This is a genomic window from Jeotgalicoccus sp. WY2 (assembly GCF_018437745.1).
In the GTDB taxonomy this organism is placed as follows: Bacteria; Bacillota; Bacilli; order Staphylococcales; family Salinicoccaceae; genus Jeotgalicoccus; species Jeotgalicoccus psychrophilus.
Map to the genome: position 1 here is coordinate 890351 of NZ_CP049818.1, position 16746 is coordinate 907096.

At 41.4% G+C, this 16746-nt stretch carries 23 protein-coding genes and 2 pseudogenes; 13 read left to right on the top strand and 12 right to left on the bottom strand.

Annotated elements, in window-relative coordinates:
* Window positions 1–10 precede the first annotated feature (10 nt).
* Both phnG and G4D76_RS05240 read right to left on the bottom strand, forming a co-directional pair.
* Window positions 11–430 carry a phosphonate C-P lyase system protein PhnG gene (phnG, locus tag G4D76_RS05235; protein WP_026858585.1) on the bottom strand — a complete coding sequence of 140 codons (420 nt, stop codon included), beginning with the start codon at window positions 428–430 and terminating at the stop codon, window positions 11–13.
* A gap of 174 nt (window positions 431–604) precedes the next feature.
* Complete coding sequence (locus tag G4D76_RS05240) at window positions 605–1330, bottom strand: GntR family transcriptional regulator (protein WP_213810738.1); 726 nt, start codon at window positions 1328–1330, stop codon at window positions 605–607.
* Window positions 1331–1538: 208 nt separating this feature from the next.
* Here G4D76_RS05240 and G4D76_RS05245 point away from each other — a divergent pair, with 208 nt between their 5' ends.
* The 4 genes and pseudogenes from G4D76_RS05245 to G4D76_RS05260 all read left to right on the top strand — a co-directional run bounded on the left by G4D76_RS05245 (window position 1539) and on the right by G4D76_RS05260 (window position 4745).
* The gene (locus G4D76_RS05245; RefSeq protein WP_026858583.1) at window positions 1539–2120 is read left to right on the top strand and encodes a xanthine phosphoribosyltransferase; all 582 of its coding nucleotides are present in this window, start codon (window positions 1539–1541) and stop codon (window positions 2118–2120) included.
* A pseudogene (locus tag G4D76_RS05250) lies at window positions 2120–3411 on the top strand (nucleobase:cation symporter-2 family protein). The gene G4D76_RS05245 and the pseudogene G4D76_RS05250 overlap by 1 nt, the downstream one beginning before the upstream one ends.
* Window positions 3412–3621: 210 nt before the next feature.
* A complete protein-coding gene (locus G4D76_RS05255; protein WP_026858581.1) occupies window positions 3622–4086 on the top strand; it encodes an S-ribosylhomocysteine lyase in 465 nt (154 codons plus the stop codon).
* Window positions 4087–4220: 134 nt separating this feature from the next.
* A complete protein-coding gene (locus G4D76_RS05260) occupies window positions 4221–4745 on the top strand; it encodes a hypothetical protein (protein WP_026858580.1) in 525 nt (174 codons plus the stop codon).
* A 47-nt stretch (window positions 4746–4792) separates the two neighbouring features.
* Here the strand turns inward: G4D76_RS05260 and G4D76_RS05265 are convergent, their stop codons facing one another.
* From G4D76_RS05265 to G4D76_RS05300, 9 genes are all read right to left on the bottom strand, one after another.
* The gene (locus G4D76_RS05265; RefSeq protein ID WP_213810739.1) at window positions 4793–6793 is read right to left on the bottom strand and encodes a CocE/NonD family hydrolase; all 2001 of its coding nucleotides are present in this window, start codon (window positions 6791–6793) and stop codon (window positions 4793–4795) included.
* Window positions 6794–7192: 399 nt separating this feature from the next.
* On the bottom strand, window positions 7193–8077 hold the full coding sequence (gene rbsK, locus G4D76_RS05270; RefSeq protein ID WP_026858578.1) for a ribokinase: 885 nt from the start codon (window positions 8075–8077) through the stop codon (window positions 7193–7195).
* Window positions 8078–8098: 21 nt separating this feature from the next.
* On the bottom strand, window positions 8099–9034 hold the full coding sequence (locus tag G4D76_RS05275; RefSeq protein WP_213810740.1) for a nucleoside hydrolase: 936 nt from the start codon (window positions 9032–9034) through the stop codon (window positions 8099–8101).
* Window positions 9027–9527 (bottom strand): nucleoside hydrolase, encoded by a 501-nt coding sequence (locus G4D76_RS16705; protein WP_371814599.1) that lies wholly within the window; start codon window positions 9525–9527, stop codon window positions 9027–9029. The genes G4D76_RS05275 and G4D76_RS16705 overlap by 8 nt, the downstream gene beginning before the upstream one ends.
* 22 nt (window positions 9528–9549) lie before the next feature.
* Window positions 9550–9975, bottom strand: coding sequence for a nucleoside hydrolase (locus G4D76_RS16710; RefSeq protein WP_371814601.1), 426 nt, complete (start codon window positions 9973–9975; stop codon window positions 9550–9552).
* Window positions 9976–10051: 76 nt separating this feature from the next.
* A complete protein-coding gene (locus G4D76_RS05285) occupies window positions 10052–10546 on the bottom strand; it encodes a GNAT family N-acetyltransferase (RefSeq protein WP_213810741.1) in 495 nt (164 codons plus the stop codon).
* Between the two features lie 21 nt (window positions 10547–10567).
* Window positions 10568–11158 carry a response regulator transcription factor gene (locus G4D76_RS05290; RefSeq protein ID WP_213810742.1) on the bottom strand — a complete coding sequence of 197 codons (591 nt, stop codon included), beginning with the start codon at window positions 11156–11158 and terminating at the stop codon, window positions 10568–10570.
* Window positions 11139–12056, bottom strand: a complete 918-nt coding sequence (locus G4D76_RS05295) for a sensor histidine kinase (protein WP_213810743.1) — start codon at window positions 12054–12056, stop codon at window positions 11139–11141. The genes G4D76_RS05290 and G4D76_RS05295 overlap by 20 nt, the downstream gene beginning before the upstream one ends.
* Window positions 12044–12196, bottom strand: a complete 153-nt coding sequence (locus tag G4D76_RS05300) for a hypothetical protein (RefSeq protein WP_213810744.1) — start codon at window positions 12194–12196, stop codon at window positions 12044–12046. The genes G4D76_RS05295 and G4D76_RS05300 overlap by 13 nt, the downstream gene beginning before the upstream one ends.
* Window positions 12197–12309: 113 nt before the next feature.
* Here G4D76_RS05300 and G4D76_RS14730 point away from each other — a divergent pair, with 113 nt between their 5' ends.
* Genes G4D76_RS14730 through G4D76_RS05335 form a run of 9 tightly spaced genes read left to right on the top strand, consistent with a single transcriptional unit; the run spans window position 12310 to window position 15673 of the window.
* Window positions 12310–12462 (top strand): hypothetical protein, encoded by a 153-nt coding sequence (locus G4D76_RS14730; RefSeq protein WP_250130343.1) that lies wholly within the window; start codon window positions 12310–12312, stop codon window positions 12460–12462.
* Window positions 12447–12524 carry a hypothetical protein gene (locus G4D76_RS15835; RefSeq protein ID WP_256440558.1) on the top strand — a complete coding sequence of 26 codons (78 nt, stop codon included), beginning with the start codon at window positions 12447–12449 and terminating at the stop codon, window positions 12522–12524. Before G4D76_RS14730 ends, G4D76_RS15835 begins: the two co-directional genes overlap by 16 nt.
* A 17-nt stretch (window positions 12525–12541) precedes the next feature.
* On the top strand, window positions 12542–13237 hold the full coding sequence (locus G4D76_RS15840; RefSeq protein ID WP_256440538.1) for an ABC transporter ATP-binding protein: 696 nt from the start codon (window positions 12542–12544) through the stop codon (window positions 13235–13237).
* Window positions 13237–13533 carry a hypothetical protein gene (locus G4D76_RS05310; protein WP_213810745.1) on the top strand — a complete coding sequence of 99 codons (297 nt, stop codon included), beginning with the start codon at window positions 13237–13239 and terminating at the stop codon, window positions 13531–13533. The genes G4D76_RS15840 and G4D76_RS05310 overlap by 1 nt, the downstream gene beginning before the upstream one ends.
* Before the next feature lie 44 nt (window positions 13534–13577).
* Complete coding sequence (locus tag G4D76_RS05315; RefSeq protein WP_213810746.1) at window positions 13578–13829, top strand: hypothetical protein; 252 nt, start codon at window positions 13578–13580, stop codon at window positions 13827–13829.
* A 28-nt stretch (window positions 13830–13857) separates the two neighbouring features.
* Window positions 13858–14070, top strand: a complete 213-nt coding sequence (locus G4D76_RS05320; protein ID WP_213810747.1) for a hypothetical protein — start codon at window positions 13858–13860, stop codon at window positions 14068–14070.
* Entirely contained in the window at window positions 14070–14285 is a 216-nt protein-coding gene (locus tag G4D76_RS05325) for a hypothetical protein (protein ID WP_213810748.1), read from the top strand. Before G4D76_RS05320 ends, G4D76_RS05325 begins: the two co-directional genes overlap by 1 nt.
* A complete protein-coding gene (locus tag G4D76_RS05330) occupies window positions 14272–15402 on the top strand; it encodes an ABC transporter permease (RefSeq protein ID WP_213810749.1) in 1131 nt (376 codons plus the stop codon). The genes G4D76_RS05325 and G4D76_RS05330 overlap by 14 nt, the downstream gene beginning before the upstream one ends.
* Window positions 15403–15457: 55 nt before the next feature.
* Window positions 15458–15673 (top strand): hypothetical protein, encoded by a 216-nt coding sequence (locus G4D76_RS05335; RefSeq protein WP_213810750.1) that lies wholly within the window; start codon window positions 15458–15460, stop codon window positions 15671–15673.
* 8 nt (window positions 15674–15681) lie between these two features.
* Here the strand turns inward: G4D76_RS05335 and G4D76_RS05340 are convergent.
* Window positions 15682–16600, bottom strand: a pseudogene (locus tag G4D76_RS05340) (aldo/keto reductase).
* Window positions 16601–16746 lie beyond the last annotated feature (146 nt).

Here is a 16746-nt window from a genome sequence, read left to right on the forward strand (position 1 = left end):
CGGAATCCTCCTAGTCGTTCATCATTTCGAAACTGACTTTAGTCTGTAAAATCTTTTCAGTGCGTTCTGCAACATCATTTGCTTCAATATTTTTAAGCGTGTTTAAAATTTCATTTAATTCCGCTGTAAATTTTTCCTTTTTAAAACTTAAATCGATAAAAGCCATTGCCTCTGCGAATTCTTCATCAGAACCTTTCACGAGACCGAGACCCACTGTTGAGCCATGTCTTACTTTAGCTTCTGTAACCAGTACTTCACCCATGTAAAATAAAGTATTTCTTGCATGCTCTCTCGTCTTCACCATTACGAGACCTTCTTCAGGTTCGCTGATGATATCGAACTCGAGTTCTTCTTTATACCTGTTATAAAATTCTAGAGCTTCTGTTCTGCCATACTTCGCAAAAATGCGCGTCCATTGTTTTCTGTGCATGTCACAACCTCCTTATGATTTAATCCTAACTTGTTGCCAAGTTCAGTATGATTAAGTGTTGGTAAAGGAATGTAAACATTCAATTGATGAATGTTTCGGCTTGGTTAAAATGGTGACTTTAAGACTGCTGAATAGACAAAAAGACAAAAAAAGACCGGAACATAAAGTCCCGGTCTAACTTTCATCTGACAGCTGATGTTTAAACAAATCGCTTCTGTATAATATTTTCACTCTTTCCAAACATTCATCTGTATCTTTATCGTACGTGTCAGTTTCAAAGACGAGCAGCGGCACCAGTTCGCTGCACTGCAATAACTTCATTTCTTCCAGAGTTGGAAACTGTGTCAATACCACGCGGTCTTTGCTGCTTAAATTTTCTCGCCCTGCGGCTTTAAAATAATTGTATACCGATTGAAGATCTGCTCTTTCCTTATATATATGAGGAAACAGGTCTTCACGAATATATGAAATATGAATTGCGCACGGTACTTCATTGACAATTCTTAAGCGTGATACTTTAAATATTTTTACATCTTTACCAGTCCTGAGCGAGTCACGGTAATGCTCCTGTTCGGCATCACTTGCATAATCCGCGTAAATAACACGGCTTTCATACGGTATGTTCTGCTCCTTCATTTTCTCAGAAAAACTCGTCGTTCCCGTGATTAAAAATTCTATCGTCGGCAGCGGTTCATTCACAAAACGACCAACACCCTGTCTGCCGTGTACGATGCCCATTTTTTCAAGTTGAACCAGCGCATTTCTCGCATCAATTCTTTTTGCATCGTATAAGTCAGCAAGTTCATTTTCACTCGGCAGTTTATCTCCGGGCTGCAGTTCTCCCCGCAGTATCATTTCATGAACTTTACTTCTGATTAAAATTTCTTTTGTTATTTCCATTCTTTCCCAATCTCCTTATGACACGATAAATTAATTATACATGCAGGTCAAAATTCATCCTAATAATAACAATAACCGAATGTTTTTATATATTTATACATAAAATAAGCTTTTTTAGGAACTTTATTTAAAATAAATGTTGATATGTTCGTTATTTCTGTTAATATAAATACATTCATTAACTTACATAAAAAAAGGAGCACTCGGAATGGACTTGTTAAAAAATAAAATTCTGTCAGAAGGTATCGCACTTTCCGATAACGTATTAAAAGTAGATAAATTTTTAAATCATCAAATTGACCCTGAATTAATGGTGGAAATCGGCAAAGAATTCCATGCCAGATTCAAAGATAATCAAATTACAAAAGTGCTTACTTTAGAATCTTCAGGTATTGCCCCTGCGGTAATGACTGCATTGAACTTTGGTGTGCCTGCCGTTTTCGCACGCAAAAGAAAATCACTTACTTTTACTAATGATTTATTATCTGCACAAGTCTTTTCGTACACTAAGCAGGAAACGAACATGATCAGCGTATCAAATCAGTTTATCCAGCCTGGTGACAATATTTTAATTATCGATGACTTCTTAGCTAACGGCGAAGCAGCCGGTGCATTAATCAGCATTGTTGAACAGGCTGACGCTCATGTTGCCGGACTCGGCATTGTTATTGAGAAATCATTCCAGAGCGGTGCATCAATTCTAAAAGAGAAAAACTACCGCGTGGAATCACTTGCACGTATCCAGTCTTTAACTGACGGGACAATTACGTTCGTCGAGGACATGGAATAATGCAGGAGCAGAGCCAATCCAACGTTAAAGACTTTTCTCTCGGTCTTCAGCATGTGCTCGCAATGTATGCCGGTGCAGTAATTGTGCCGCTGATCGTCGGTAATGCAATCGGACTGACACCCGCTCAGCTGACATACTTAATTGCTATCGATATTATGATGTGCGGTGTTGCAACAATTCTTCAGGTTTGGAAGAATAAGTTCTCCGGCATCGGTTTACCCGTCGTGCTCGGATGTACGTTTACCGCCGTTGGACCGATTATAAATATCGCAAACACCTACAGCATTCAGTCTGTGTACGGTGCAATTTAGTATCGGGACTGCTCGTTGTACTGATTGCTTCTTTTTTCAGTAAATTGATACGGTTCTTCCCGCCAATCGTTACTGGTACCGTGGTTACAGTCATTGGAATTACATTAATCCCTGTCGCAATCAATGACCTTGCCGGCGGCCAGGGGGCTGAAGACTTCGGTTCACCAATTAATTTGTTTTTAGGTTTTTCTACCTTAATTATTATTTTAATCATTTTGAAATTCGCTAAAGGATTCTTTGGTTCTATTGCGATATTAACCGGTATTATTTTTGGAACAATTATCGGTGCGTTTTTCGGCCGTGTTGATTTCACTCCGGTAGCAGACGCTTCGTGGCTGCATTTGCCGCAAGTCTTTTACTTCGGTACACCCGAGTTTCACATCGTTCCAATTTTAACGATGACGCTCGTTGCAGTAGTCAGCCTTGTTGAATCAACAGGTGTGTACTTTGCTCTTGGAGATATTACAGAGAAGAAAATTAAAGGTGAAGATTTAAAACGCGGCTACCGCGCTGAAGGTATCGCAATATTTTTAGGCGGTCTCGTTAACGCTTTTCCTTATACTACGTTTTCTCAAAATGTCGGACTGATTCAAATATCAGGAGTCCGCAGAAATAAAATTATTTACATCGCAGGTTCTATGCTGATTATTCTGGGACTCGTTCCTAAAATCGGTGCAGCAACACTGGCTATACCCGGCCCTGTACTCGGCGGCGCAATGCTCGCGATGTTCGGTATGGTTATCGGTGCAGGAATTAAAATGCTGTCCCGTGTCGACTTAAATAAACAGGATAACATGGTTGTCGTGGCAATTTCTGTAGCAATGGGACTTGGCGTTACAGTCGTTCCCGATTTGTTCGCGGCACTGCCTGAAAGCCTGTCAGTCATTACTTCCAGCGGAATTGTAATGGGAAGTCTGACAGCAATCGTACTTAATGCAATCTTTAACTTTAAATCCATTATTAATCCGAGAAATATATAGATATTGATAAGGCACGCGCTGACTATTCAGTGCGTGCTGTTTTTTGGGAGACGCGCGTGCCACCGTCAGTTCTCGTGGTGCGCGCTTTAAGACTTTCCGTGCCACCGTCGGTTCTCGGTGGCGCGCGCCGGTAAAATCCTTCCGGTTGCCATTCCTCGTCAAATTGTAATAAGATAAAATGGAGTAAACAATTTAGGGAGTGTGTCATAAATGAAGAATATGAACGTTGAAAGTTTCAACCTGGATCACACAAAAGTAGCTGCACCTTATATCAGACTTGCAGGGACAAACGAAGGCCAGCACGGAGATACGATTTACAAATACGATATCCGTTTCTGCCAGCCGAACAAAGAGCATATGGATATGCCTGCACTTCATTCTATTGAACACTTGATGGCTGAAAACATCCGCAACCACCACGAACGTGTTGTCGACTTAAGCCCAATGGGATGTCAGACTGGTTTTTATCTTTCAGTAATGAATGACGATGATAAGACAGGTATTGAAGATGTAATGGAAAAAACTTTAAATGATGTGCTTGAAGCAACTGAAGTTCCAGCTTGCAACGAAGTACAGTGCGGCTGGGCAGCGAGCCACAGTCTTGAAGGCGCTAAAGAAATCGCCCGCAAGATGCTTGAGGGACGCAGCACATGGAGCACAGTGTTTGCTGAATAGTATTTGATTCTGGTCACTCTCCGGAGTGACCTTTTTTATGCTGTCTCCCCTATTCTCCATTTCAATTTACATAACTGCGCGATAGGCGTAAAATGTACAGGATAATCCATAAAATAAGAAAGAGGTTTTCCCTAATGATTATGCCGGTATGGCTAATGTGGTTAATTCCACCTGTTGTTTTTATGATAATACCTTTAAAAATGTTAATCGACTGGTTCGCTATTTATTTACCACTCGATAAAAAATATAACCGTAAGGAACTGACTGTAAAAGCGTCATGGAAAATTTGGCTGACGGATCTCGGTCTGCATCTCGCCGCTGTCGGAATTATGTACGCAGTATTATACATTGATCCGCTGTTCAGAAGTAACCCTACATCATTTGATGATGTTAAAGAAATCAGTAATGCTACACCCGACTGGATTGTTGCATTCTTCGAAGGGGTTATCGCGAATCCGTTCAACAGCATTTACAGTATGATTTTCGTCCTTATTTTATTCGTGGTTATTATTTTAATACAGTTTAAAATCACTCAGAAAATCTATGCAAAATTTGGTCTGGACGCTAAACAAGTTACCAAATCCAGTATTATCTCTACATTATTAATGGCACCGTGGATTATTATTATCCCAACTTCATTATTTTCATCAATAATTTAACAAAACAGTCCCTGCCGAATTTAAGCGGCAGGGACTGTTAGATTTTTCTAGTTAAAATCTCTCTTTACTGTCTTTTTCCATTCTTTATTAAAAACTTCTTTCCCATCTTTATAACCAATGAGTCGGTTTACAAGATAAAAGTTCTCATAATCGCATGTCATGATACTTTCTGTTTTCATTTCTGTTTTAATATCTGCATCTTCAACAACCACTGTCCAGTCACACTGCACTGAGGCAGATAACGGATTATCGTTGTTTATCGTGTAAATATTATGGTTTTCAGCACCGTAAGTGATACCTAAATGAGGAAGGAACCTTTGTCCTTCATTTGAATAATCATCCAGAATCCAATTATTCGTCGTCAGATCATTAATGACGTTTCTTGTACGGTAGCCTTCTTCAATAATTTCTTTTTCAAGCGGCGTTGCCATCTCAGCTGTCTTGTATTTCATTTCAACCGGCGTGTAATTTTCAACGTAAGGCAGGTCAAGTGAACTGTTGTTTAAATCCACTGTCAGTTCCACTTTATCTTTCGATGCCCACATCAGCGGCCAGTAGCTTGGCGCAAATGAAATTTCAATGCTGTGCCCTTTTGGTACAGTATAACCGATAACGTCAAACTGAATTTCGGCATCGATATATTCATCGATCGGCAGTTTTTCCGGATGCTCGTGACTGTTCACATGATTTAAATTCAATTGCCCTTTTGTAATCAGCGTACGTTTACCGTTAGGGTGAACGTCCGTTAAACGTACATGCAGATTCGCTTCATCGTGAGAAGATTTAACACGTACGTTTAGTTTCGCCTGTCCGGCGATGCTCAGTTCTTCAGCAGCATCCACTGAAATTGTTGTTGCCAGTGCGTTATCAATTGTCTGATCAGCCGCTAAATCGCCTTCCTGTCCAAACGGGCAGTACACACCTGAATAAAGTCCGTGATGCTGATTATTAGCAAGCTTAATTTCATCGTGAAAATGACTTAGAATATCGACGGATTCAAATTTTTCCGCGTATACGTCGATCCAGTTTCCTGCTCTATACTCGTAACTTGTCGACGGTTCGACACTGTCCTGAATATAAATATGGAATTCATCTTCGTGTTCAACTGCACTCTGATCGTCTGTAAACCATTTCGAAAACCAGTCGACACATTCCTGTAAATAACCGATTTGCGGCCCTGGAATCGCAAGATCTGGAAACTCGTGCGCCCAGGGTCCGATGATTCCTTTTTTCGGTACATTTAAATTATCCATCATACGATAAACAGCGTCCGTATAACCGTCTGCCCAGCCGCTCATTGTGAGCACAGGAATTTGAATATCATCATAGTTCTCACCGACAGAACCGTGCTTCCAAAATTCATCACGTCGCTGATGGCTGACCCATTCCTCAACGAAAGGCGGTGTGTTTTCCATGCGGTCTATCCACATATCGTACCAGCGGTCACCGACAAACTGCGGAAACGGCGGTCTCGCATTATAAGCAAACATCGTCGATGCCCACCACAGCATATCCGATGCCATCATTACACCGCCGCGGTAATGCACATCATCTGTGTAACGATCGTCTGTTGAACATAATGAAATAATCGTTTTTAAAGCTTTAGGCTGGCGTGCTGCGACCTGCAGCCCGTTAAACCCGCCCCATGATTTCCCTATCATGCCGACAGAGCCATTCGACCAGCTCTGGTTTTCTATCCAGCTGATAATATCTATAGCATCATCCTGCTCAGATATATGATACTCATCTTCAATAATTCCTTCGGAATCACCTGTACCTCTAATATCGACACGCATGGCAGTGAATCCGTTGCCTGCGAAATATTTATGTCTGATTTCATCTCTTAACGCTGTAAAATCATCTTTTCTGTACGGTAGAAACTCGAGGACTGTTCCTCTGGTCACTTCAAGCCCTTTCGGCTGCCAGAATTTTGCCGACAACTTTGTGCCGTCACTCGTTTCAATCCAGCTATGATTCGTAATCTCGACATCATATGGCAGGTCTTCTATCTCGTTCACCTTGTTGTAATCTACATCGAATACTCCCATTATTGTCACCTCATAAAATTAATTTACTTCACTTATACTACACTACCCGGTAAAAACTTTAAGGAAAGACGATTAATCAGTGAATTCCTCTGTTTTTGACGCTTCCTCGGGAATGACAGCTTCATTGCGGAGCAAACTTTCTTTCTCGAAAATGACAGGCGCTCATTGCGGAGCAAATGTTCTTTCTCGGGAATGACAGTCGCTCATTGCGGAGCAAACGCTCTTTCTCGGGAATGACAGCCTCTCATTGCGGAGCAAACGCTCTTCCTCGGGAATGACAGCTTCATTGCGGAGCAAACTTTCTTTCTCGAAAATGACAGGCGCTCATTGCGGAGCAAACGCCGAATAAAACAAAAATACCCGGAAATCTCCAGATTTCCGGGTCAAATCAATATAAATTTACTGCTGCATTCTTTCCAGCACCTGTTCAGTTGTCGGCATCGCGTTTTGTGCACCGAATTTTTCTACGCTGATCGATGCTGCAGTGTTAGCGAAATAACAGCTTTCCTGCAGAGTTTTGCCTTGTGCAATGTAGCTGACAAACGCGCCGTTGAAGCAGTCGCCTGCGCCTGTCGTATCAACAACTTCTGCTTTCATCGTCGGCACATCGACACGGAATGCATCGACTGAATAGTAACAGCCTTTGCTGCCGCTCGTGACAACAAATTTATCGACGTGATCTTGTAAAATTTCAGGATGTGCAGCAGCCAGCTGCGTTAATTCAATCTGGTTCGGCGTAATATATGTACTGTGATTAATAATATTATCCGTCAGTTTCCTGGCCGGTGCCGGATTCACGACTAAATCGATATTATTTTTCCCGCACACTTGTGCAAGGTAATCGACTGTCTCCATTGGAATCTCAAGCTGTGTCACAACAACATCGCTTTCTAATATTGCTGACTGGTGTTTATCGATAACGTCTTTTGTAACATGAGCGTTTGCTCCCGGCACAACAATAATCGTGTTGTCCATCGGATTCACTGTAATCATTGCAATACCGCTTTCCACGTCGTCAATCATCTCAATATTATCGACATTCACACCTTCATTTTTCAGGCTTTCAATCATTTCAATTCCGAATGCATCGTTCCCCACTCTGCCGATAAACGTCACATCGCAGCCGAGTCTTGCTGCTGCAACTGCCTGGTTTGCGCCTTTACCGCCGCACAGTGTCGTAAATTTTTCTCCGGTCAGCGTCTCTCCTATTTTTGGATGACGTTCAGCTGTCACTACTAAATCCATATTTAAACTGCCCACAATTGTTACTTTAGGCTTACTCATCTGTTTTACCTCCAAGAATTACTATAAATTGCCCAGTTTATTCAGCAATATATTTTGAAACTCTGTTAAATCAATGTCATTAAGCAGTTTCACATTACGTCCCGCTTCAGGTGCAGTTTTCCGCATATCGCACACTGTCATTCCACGGTTAATATCGTCCGTACAATCGACGTCAACGCTCACCTGCATTCCTTTAAATATCTCAGGATTTGTCAGATAAACTACCGCGACTGCATCATGTATATGGACAAGCTCGCTGTTTATATACGCCGGTGAATCGAAGTAGAATTTCAGCATCTCACCGAATGTTTTCTGAACTTCGTCTGTGCTGTTAAACAGTTCTTCAACCTGACTGCGATTAAGCCCGCTCTTATGCGTCACATCAAGTCCGCACATGACAATCGACAAACCTGAATCAAACACGATTTTTGCTGCTTCCGGATCTCCCCAAATGTTAAATTCTGCCGTCGGTGTTCTGTTACCGAACGTGCCGCCACCCATTAAGACAATTTCTTCAATACGTTCAGATACTTCCGGAAATACTTTTAACAGCAGTGCAATATTAGTCAAAGGACCGATAGGCACGAGTGTCATTTTTTCATCTGCAGGGAGATTCATAATATAATCTCTGATTACCTGAAACGAATTCCCTGCTTCGGTCTGCTTCGCAGTTTTCGGCAATACAGTATTGCCGAGTCCTGTCTCACCGTGTACATGACCCGCATCTTCTTTAGTTCTTGTCAGCGGACCTTCTGCACCTTTAACAACAGGAATATCCAGTCCGAGAAAGGAACTCAGTGCGAGTGCATTATTCGTTACGCGTTCAGTCGTCTGGTTGCCCGCTACAGTGGAAATTCCATGTATGTTCAAAGTATCTCTGCTGGCAGCTGCTGCAGCCAGCGCAATCGCATCGTCAATTCCAGGGTCGCAATCAATCCATATATTTGTTTTATTCATTTTTATCTTTATCTCCAAACGTTATTAAAATTTCTTCAAATAAAGTCCAGAATGCGTCTGTGTCCACACCAAGTGCAACATTGGTATTGGGCTCTCTGCCTGTAACACTCAGCGTATCTACCACTGTCATACCGTAAGAGTATTCACCTTTTGTTTCTACAGTTACATTTAAATATTCTGTCTTAAATAACTCCGGTTTTAAAAGATACATCGTCGTACATGCATCGTGAATTGGTCCGCCGTTAAAGCCGAAATGATCTTTATACGCTTCTCCGAAAAAGATTAATAATTCTTTGACGAAGACCGCAATTTCATTATCGATTTTATTAACACGTTCAATAATATCTTTTGTCGCAATCACCTGATGCGTCACATCAAGACCGAACATCGTAACAGGCACGCTGCTGTCGTATACAACTTTCGCCGCTTCAGCATCGACAAAAATATTGAACTCCGCTGCCGGTGTCCAGTTACCGAATGTACCGCCGCCCATTAAGACAATCTCATCTATATTTTCATAATTCTCTTCTCGGCTCTTTAATTAAAGCCATCGCAATATTCGTAAGCGGTCCAGTCGGAACCAGAGTAACCGGTTCAGCTGAATTCATTACCTGGTCAATAATAAAATCAACTGCGTGCCCTTCTGTCACCTGCATTTTAGGATCAGCCAGCACCGGGCCGTCCATGCCTGTTTCCCCGTGAATTTCAGGTGCGATTTCACTCGCCTTTACCAATGGTCTTCTCGCGCCCTGCACAACGGGCACATCCAGCTCCAGCAGTTCACAAATTTTTAATGTATTAATAGTATTTTTCTCGACTTCAACATTTCCTGCAACAGTCGTAATACCTAAAATATTTAAATCACTGACATCAGACGCTGCAATAATTATCGATATCGCGTCATCGTGCCCCGGATCACAATCTAAAATAACATTTTTCATTAGTAAACACTCCACTCATCATAGTTGTTAAAGTAATTATCTCATGTGACGCCTTAATTTTACAGAAAGACTGTAATTAAATGTCTCTCTTCATTCTTAAAGAAACCTGCACTTCGCCTGATGCGCTCTTTGTTTCTTTTACCGACTGCTGAATAAAGCCGCGCGCTTTGTAAAATGGCAGCCCAAGTTCATTGTCCGCCTGAACTGACACCCATTGCTCAGCTGCACCTTTGTTCTTTTGATGTTCGGTAAGTTTATGTAATAATGCCTTGCCAATTCCATGATATCTGTATTTACTGTCGATATAAAATACATACACTTCAGCACGTTTAGCACCTGGGATTACGCCGCCTATAACACCGACAGCGATGCCGTCATATACAGCAGTATAAGCATAGCTGCCTTTCTTAATATCCTGCTTCACTTTATCAGCATTGTACCAGTAATTAACCGTCTGCTGCTGAAACGTACTGCTCAATTTACCTTGAACTGTCTGTTTCCATCCCGTACTGCAGATTTCTCTGATGCGTTCAGCATCCCGAACTTCAGTTTTTCTGATTTCGAGTGTCATCCAAACACCTCCGTCTAGTTTTTATATATAAACGACCAGCTGAGTCCTGTCTCTTAAATCCAGCTTTGTCAGCATTTGAGAAATATAATTCCTGACTGTGCCTTCACTCAAGTAAAGATGCTCGGCAATTTCTTTATTATTATGTCCCTCTGCGACCAGTTCAATAATATCCTGCTCTCTCGTAGACAGCTCTGACAAATCTTTATGCGATGATGTTGCCGACATGCTTTTAACGATATTGCTGTCGAACACCATATTGCCTGACAGCACCGCTTCAATCGCCGGAATTATTCCCGCAAGATTATCTTTTAGTAAATATCCCTTGCAGCCGATATTCAGAGCTTCGTGAATATATTCATCATCTCTAAAGGTCGTAATCAGCAGAATTTTAGCTTCCGGGAAATCCGTCAATATATCTTTACTGGCCTCGAGCCCTGACTTCTCCCGCATACGGATATCTGTCATTAACAAATCGGGTCGATGTTCTTTATATAATTCAACCGCATCAAAACCGCTCGTGCCGGTGGCTGTAACATCGTAATTCGAATTCCCTACTATTGTCGACAGCGCCGACACTACAAGCGGATCATCATCAACTATTACTATTCTCATTTCCGAGCCCCTCCATGTAAAATATTGCGTGCACGATAAAGCCTTCATCATTAAACGTGTTCAGCACACCGCCGTACTTCTGCACGGCTTCTGTCATCGACTGAAGTCCCATGCCTCTGTTAAATTCCTTATCAGCATTGCCATTATCTTTAACAGTCAGTGCTAAAAATTTAGGATGTTCTTTAATGATTACTTTAAACGCCGATGCATTTGAATGCTTGCGGATATTAGTCAGTGCTTCCCTGACTAGTGACAGCATATCTATTTTCTGTTCATGAGTCAGCGTGATATTTACATCATATATAAATTCTTTCGAATAATCGTCCATTTCCCCGAGATAACTTTCAATTCTCGCCTCCAGGTCTATGGAAGTGTCATACAGATTATGAATACTGTGACGCACGTCTTCCATGCCTATCTTCAGTCTGTCCTGCAGCTGTTTTAATGAATGGTGCAATGTCTCTTCATCTTTAACATATTGCAGCGATTCAATCAGCAAAATACTGCTCGACAGAGAGTGACCAAGTGCATCGTGCATATCGCGGGCAATCCGGTTCCGTTCATTAAGTCCCGCCATATAAATATCTTTCTCGTGAGTCTTCATCAGTTCATTACGCTGTGCCTTTAAACGCATATTATCTTCAGTCAGCTGATCCCGCATTTCTCTGTTCAGCTGTTTCGCTTCCGACAATTTACTGGACAATACTGTCATGTAGAAAATAAGGATACTTAAAAACAGCAACGCCCATTCCTGAAACAGGACGATAGGAGCTAATGCAATAATCCCGTAACTGCCGTATTCTTTAAATATGATGTGAGAAACAAGCGGCAGGAAATACAGATAATTTATATCTATGTACACAAGAACAGCAAACATCACAATAATTATAAACAGCATATATTTTTTCTGATGACATCAATGCTGAATGCTGCAATAAAAGATATTAGTATTACAGTTATATGCGTGTCATCTGAAGACAGCAGATAGAAAGCCGACAGCACTATAAATATCATAATCTTTTCATATATTTTTGACATTACTTCACCTCACAATATGACAATTGTCACCACAAATCATGACCCCGGACACTAATCGTACATTTATTTTATTATAAACTTAAATTAACCAATATAGTACAGGAGGCAATAATATGATTGCAATGGACAAAGTAGTTAAGAGGTACAAAGACGTTATCGCACTTGACCACTTCTCTTTTCAGGCTAAAGAGAATGAATTATCGGCCTGCTCGGTCCGAACGGCTGCGGCAAAACGACAGCGATTAACTGCATGCTTTCCTTACTGAAGTTTGACCAGGGTACGATTGAACTATTCGGCCAACCGGTTAACCCAAACAATAAAAAATAAAACGCCGGATAGGCATCGTGCCTCAAGAGCTCGCTATCTTCGAAAAACTAAACGTCGTAGAAAATATCGACTTTTACTGCGGGCTTTACGTGACGAATAAGAGAGAGCGTAAACAGCTTGTCGACGAAGCCATCGCTTTTGTCGGTCTGGAAAAATACAGAAAGTTCGTGCCGAAGCAGCTGAGCGGCGGTCTTAAGAGAAGGCTCAATATTGCCTGTGGCATCGCCCATAAACCGGAAATTCTGTTCCTTGATGAACCGACTGTCGCAGTCGATGCACAGAGCAGAAACTTTATTCTTGAAGGCGTTAAAAAGATGAAAGAACAAGGAACAACTGTTATTTACACTACACATTATCTGGAGGAAGCCGAAGACTTATGCGATTCGTTCGTCATTATGGATAACGGACGCAATGTTGCCAACGGCACACTCGACGAGCTGCAGAAATCAATTTCAACGACAGAAAGTGTCACTGTAAAATTTATCATTGAAGACGACACCCTTGTAACACGCCTAAAACAAATTCCACACGTCAACCAGGTTACGAAATCTCAGGATAAGTACAATATTCAATTCGAGAAAAATCATAACAACCTCAGAAATCTTATCCGCTTTATCGAAAATAACTCGCTGACTTATACAGAAATCGCGAGTGAACAGCCGTCGCTGAGCAGTATTTTCCTGGAACTGACGGGCAAGGAGCTGAGGGACTGATGAACTTTTTACGCCTCACCTATTATTTACTCGTCATTAATTTTAAAGATTTTGGATTTATTTTTTGGACAATCGGCTATCCTCTGGTACTCGTAACGATTTTTATAGCGACGACGTCCAATCTCGGCGGCGAGGATATGACAAATATCGAAGTCGCTGTAACAGAAGACAACGAATACACGCAAGTATTGGAACAGATTGACTTTATTACCGTTAATGAAATGTCCGACAGCACAGCAAGAGCAGAATTGGATGCAGAAAATGTTACGGGATATTTACAGAAGACGGCAGTTTAATCGTTCAGGGCAGCGGTTTTCAAGCATCCGTTTTAGAATCTGTAATGAACCAGATTCACCAGACGTCTATACTCGGTGTCTCACCAGAAAACTTTAATTTTGAGGCTGACTTTATTCAGTCAAACGATATGGAGACAGAACCTCAGGTTGTAATGTACTATTCAACAATCGCAATGGTCTCACTGTATACAGTATTTACAAGTATGGAGCTGATTTCATCGATGCGTCCGAATCTAAGTACGATGGGCGCCAGATTCTCCGCAAGCCCCTTCAGTAAAACAAAATATACTCGCTAGTTCAGTTGCGGGCTTATTTCTCGGACTGATGTCAAACGCGATCCTAATCGGATATTTAATGATATTCAGCGAGTCGGTACTGTTTAACAACCTGCTGCCGACACTCGGCATCGTATTAGCCGGAAACATTGCAGGACTTGGTCTTGGATTTATTATCGGACTGACACCTAGAGTGAACATCAACGTAAAATCAGTCGTCCCTGTCGTCTTATCGTCGGGCTGGCATTCCTTGCCGGGCTGATGGGACCGGGAGTCAGAACAGTAATCAACCGGGAAATGCCGCTCATTAATGAATTAAATCCGCTGGCGCATATTACAGATACGATTTACCGGGTAAATTTGATGGATAACTTCGAGAGCTACTGGACGACAATATTATTTTTACTTGGCATTACGTTCGTCAGTTTCTTCATCACCTTAATTGCGTTAAGGAGGAAACAATATGACCATATTTAAAATAATACTCCTCCACTTCTGGAAATTTAAATGGATGATTATACCGCTGGCACTTATCTTCTTTGGCATCGCAGCACTGTTCAGTACAGTCGGCGGTACGGACACATTCGAAAGTGAAACACTTGGTATTACTGTTGTGGATCAATCAAAATCAGAAACGTCAGAGGCATTGCTTGAATATTTAAGCAGTTCACATGAAGTTGAAGTAATGACAACACCTGACCGGGAGCATTTGAAAGAACAAGTCTTTCTGATGGAAATTCACGGTGCAGTTATTATAGAAGAAAATTTTGAGACACAGGTTAAAAACGGTGAACCTGCCCTTGAAGTCATCAGCGATGAACGTGCAGCATCAGCCGTTCAGCTGGAAAGTGAAATTGCTAAGTTCCTCATGTTTGCCAATGCCCAGTTTAACGATACAGGAGAGCTGGACAGAGAAACACTCCTGGCAGCATTAACCGACACTGTAAATGTTGAGCTGAACAACGATACGGTTATCGACACCGATGAAAACTATACAAATGCCGCAGCTTATACAAACTTCGCTGCTTACTGGCTCATGCTGTTCATTATGCTCTCGGTTGGTAACCTGATGTCTGAATACAATAAACCGGAACTGCAAAAACGTATTATTTCAGCCCCGATGTCATCAACATCGAGCGCACTGCAAGTATTAGGCGCGCAGTCAGTGGTCGGGATTTTCGCAGTGCTGGTTATGTTCTTCGGTCTGATTGGACTCTATTACGATCGACTCGACGGCATGCCGCTTGCTCATATCTTTGTTGCACTGATGCTGATTATGGCATTTACACTGGCTCTCCAGTATGCGATAAATGCACTGACGACGAATCGTTTTATCGTCAACGGCCTTGCAAACCTCGTCACACTGGGCCTTGCATTTCTGTCCGGTATATTCATTCCAATTGAATTATTCGGTGATACTGCTCAGCGCATCGCAGAATTTTTACCCCTGTATCATTTCACACAAATTTACGCAGCACCGGACATCACATGGAGCGAATCGGCACTGTCCATCGGAATTCTCTTACTGTACACGGTCGCATTCCTGATTATCGGCATAATCTTCAGCAATCAGCGTAAAAGTACACAATTATGATGATATATTATATACTGGCTGTGAAGATATCTCACTCGAAGGGACGGGACGGCCTTTGAAAACCAAAACAGTTTCCGCCATGACGGAAAAAGGACTCGATAAGAAAATTGCAGAATTCTTTTACGACAATCAGTATATTGAAGTAATTGATATTAAATTCAGCGTGGGTTCAACGTTTGCAGTACTTATTCTTTACAGAGATAATAAAGAACACCGGTTAAGGACATATCATAATGTTCTTAACCGGTGTTTTATTTTTAATTCATTTTAAATATTTCATCATCGATATTCTACGTCTTTTGGATCCAGCTCAATATCGGCAGCACGCATATTTTCTTTAATCTGCTCGCCTTTTTTAGCACCTGGAATAATTACATCGAGCGACGGTCTCGTTAAATAAAATGCGAGAACAAGCTGTGCAACATCTTCATCATATTTTCTCGCAAGTTCTATTAACTTATCGACCTTATCCAGATTTTCTTTAAACTGATCTTCCTGATAAAACGGCAGGTTTGCACGTAAATCTTCAAACTTCGTGTTTTTATCGTATTTACCTGCTAAGAGTCCTGCTGCCAATGGAAAATACGGAATAAACGTAATTTTATTTGCCGATGTGTAATCCAGCATTTTTCTTTTTCCGCTTCACGGTTTAAAAGATTGTAATGATTCTGAATCACATCAACTTGATTATTTTTATTCGCTTCTGCCAGCTGTTCAACTGAAAAGTTAGACACCCCGATTGCTTTAATCTTGCCCTGCACTTTCATTTCATAAAGCGCCTCTACCGCTTCATCTTTCGGAGTATCTTCATCCGGGTTGTGAATATAAAACAAATCGATATATTTTGTCTGCAGTCTGTCCAGTGCATCATCCACTGCCTGCTTTAAAAATTCCGGCGAGTTATCGACGACCATATCTCCGTTGTCCAGTTCACGATGTGCAGCTTTCGTTTGCAATAACGACATCTTCCCGATTATACTCTTTAATACTTCACCAATCATTTCCTCAGAACGTCTCGGCCCATATATAAAGCAGTATCGAGCATTGTCACACCTGTATTAAGTGCGTCCCGTACTGTTTGTTTTCCTTCTTCTTCATTAACATCCCCGTATAAATTATAACCGCCTACAAAATTCGTGCCTAAGGCAATCGGATGTACTTTAATTCCCGATTTGCCTAACTCAACTAAATTTGTCATTTTACATACCTCCTGATATTCAACATATTCGATATCTTTCCTTTTAACAGATTAGTTAAACATCAGCGATATTAAAGATTAAGCCTTGCAGTAAAGCGCTTTTTTTAGCATACTATAGAGGAGTGGAAAACTATTAAAGGAGTGTT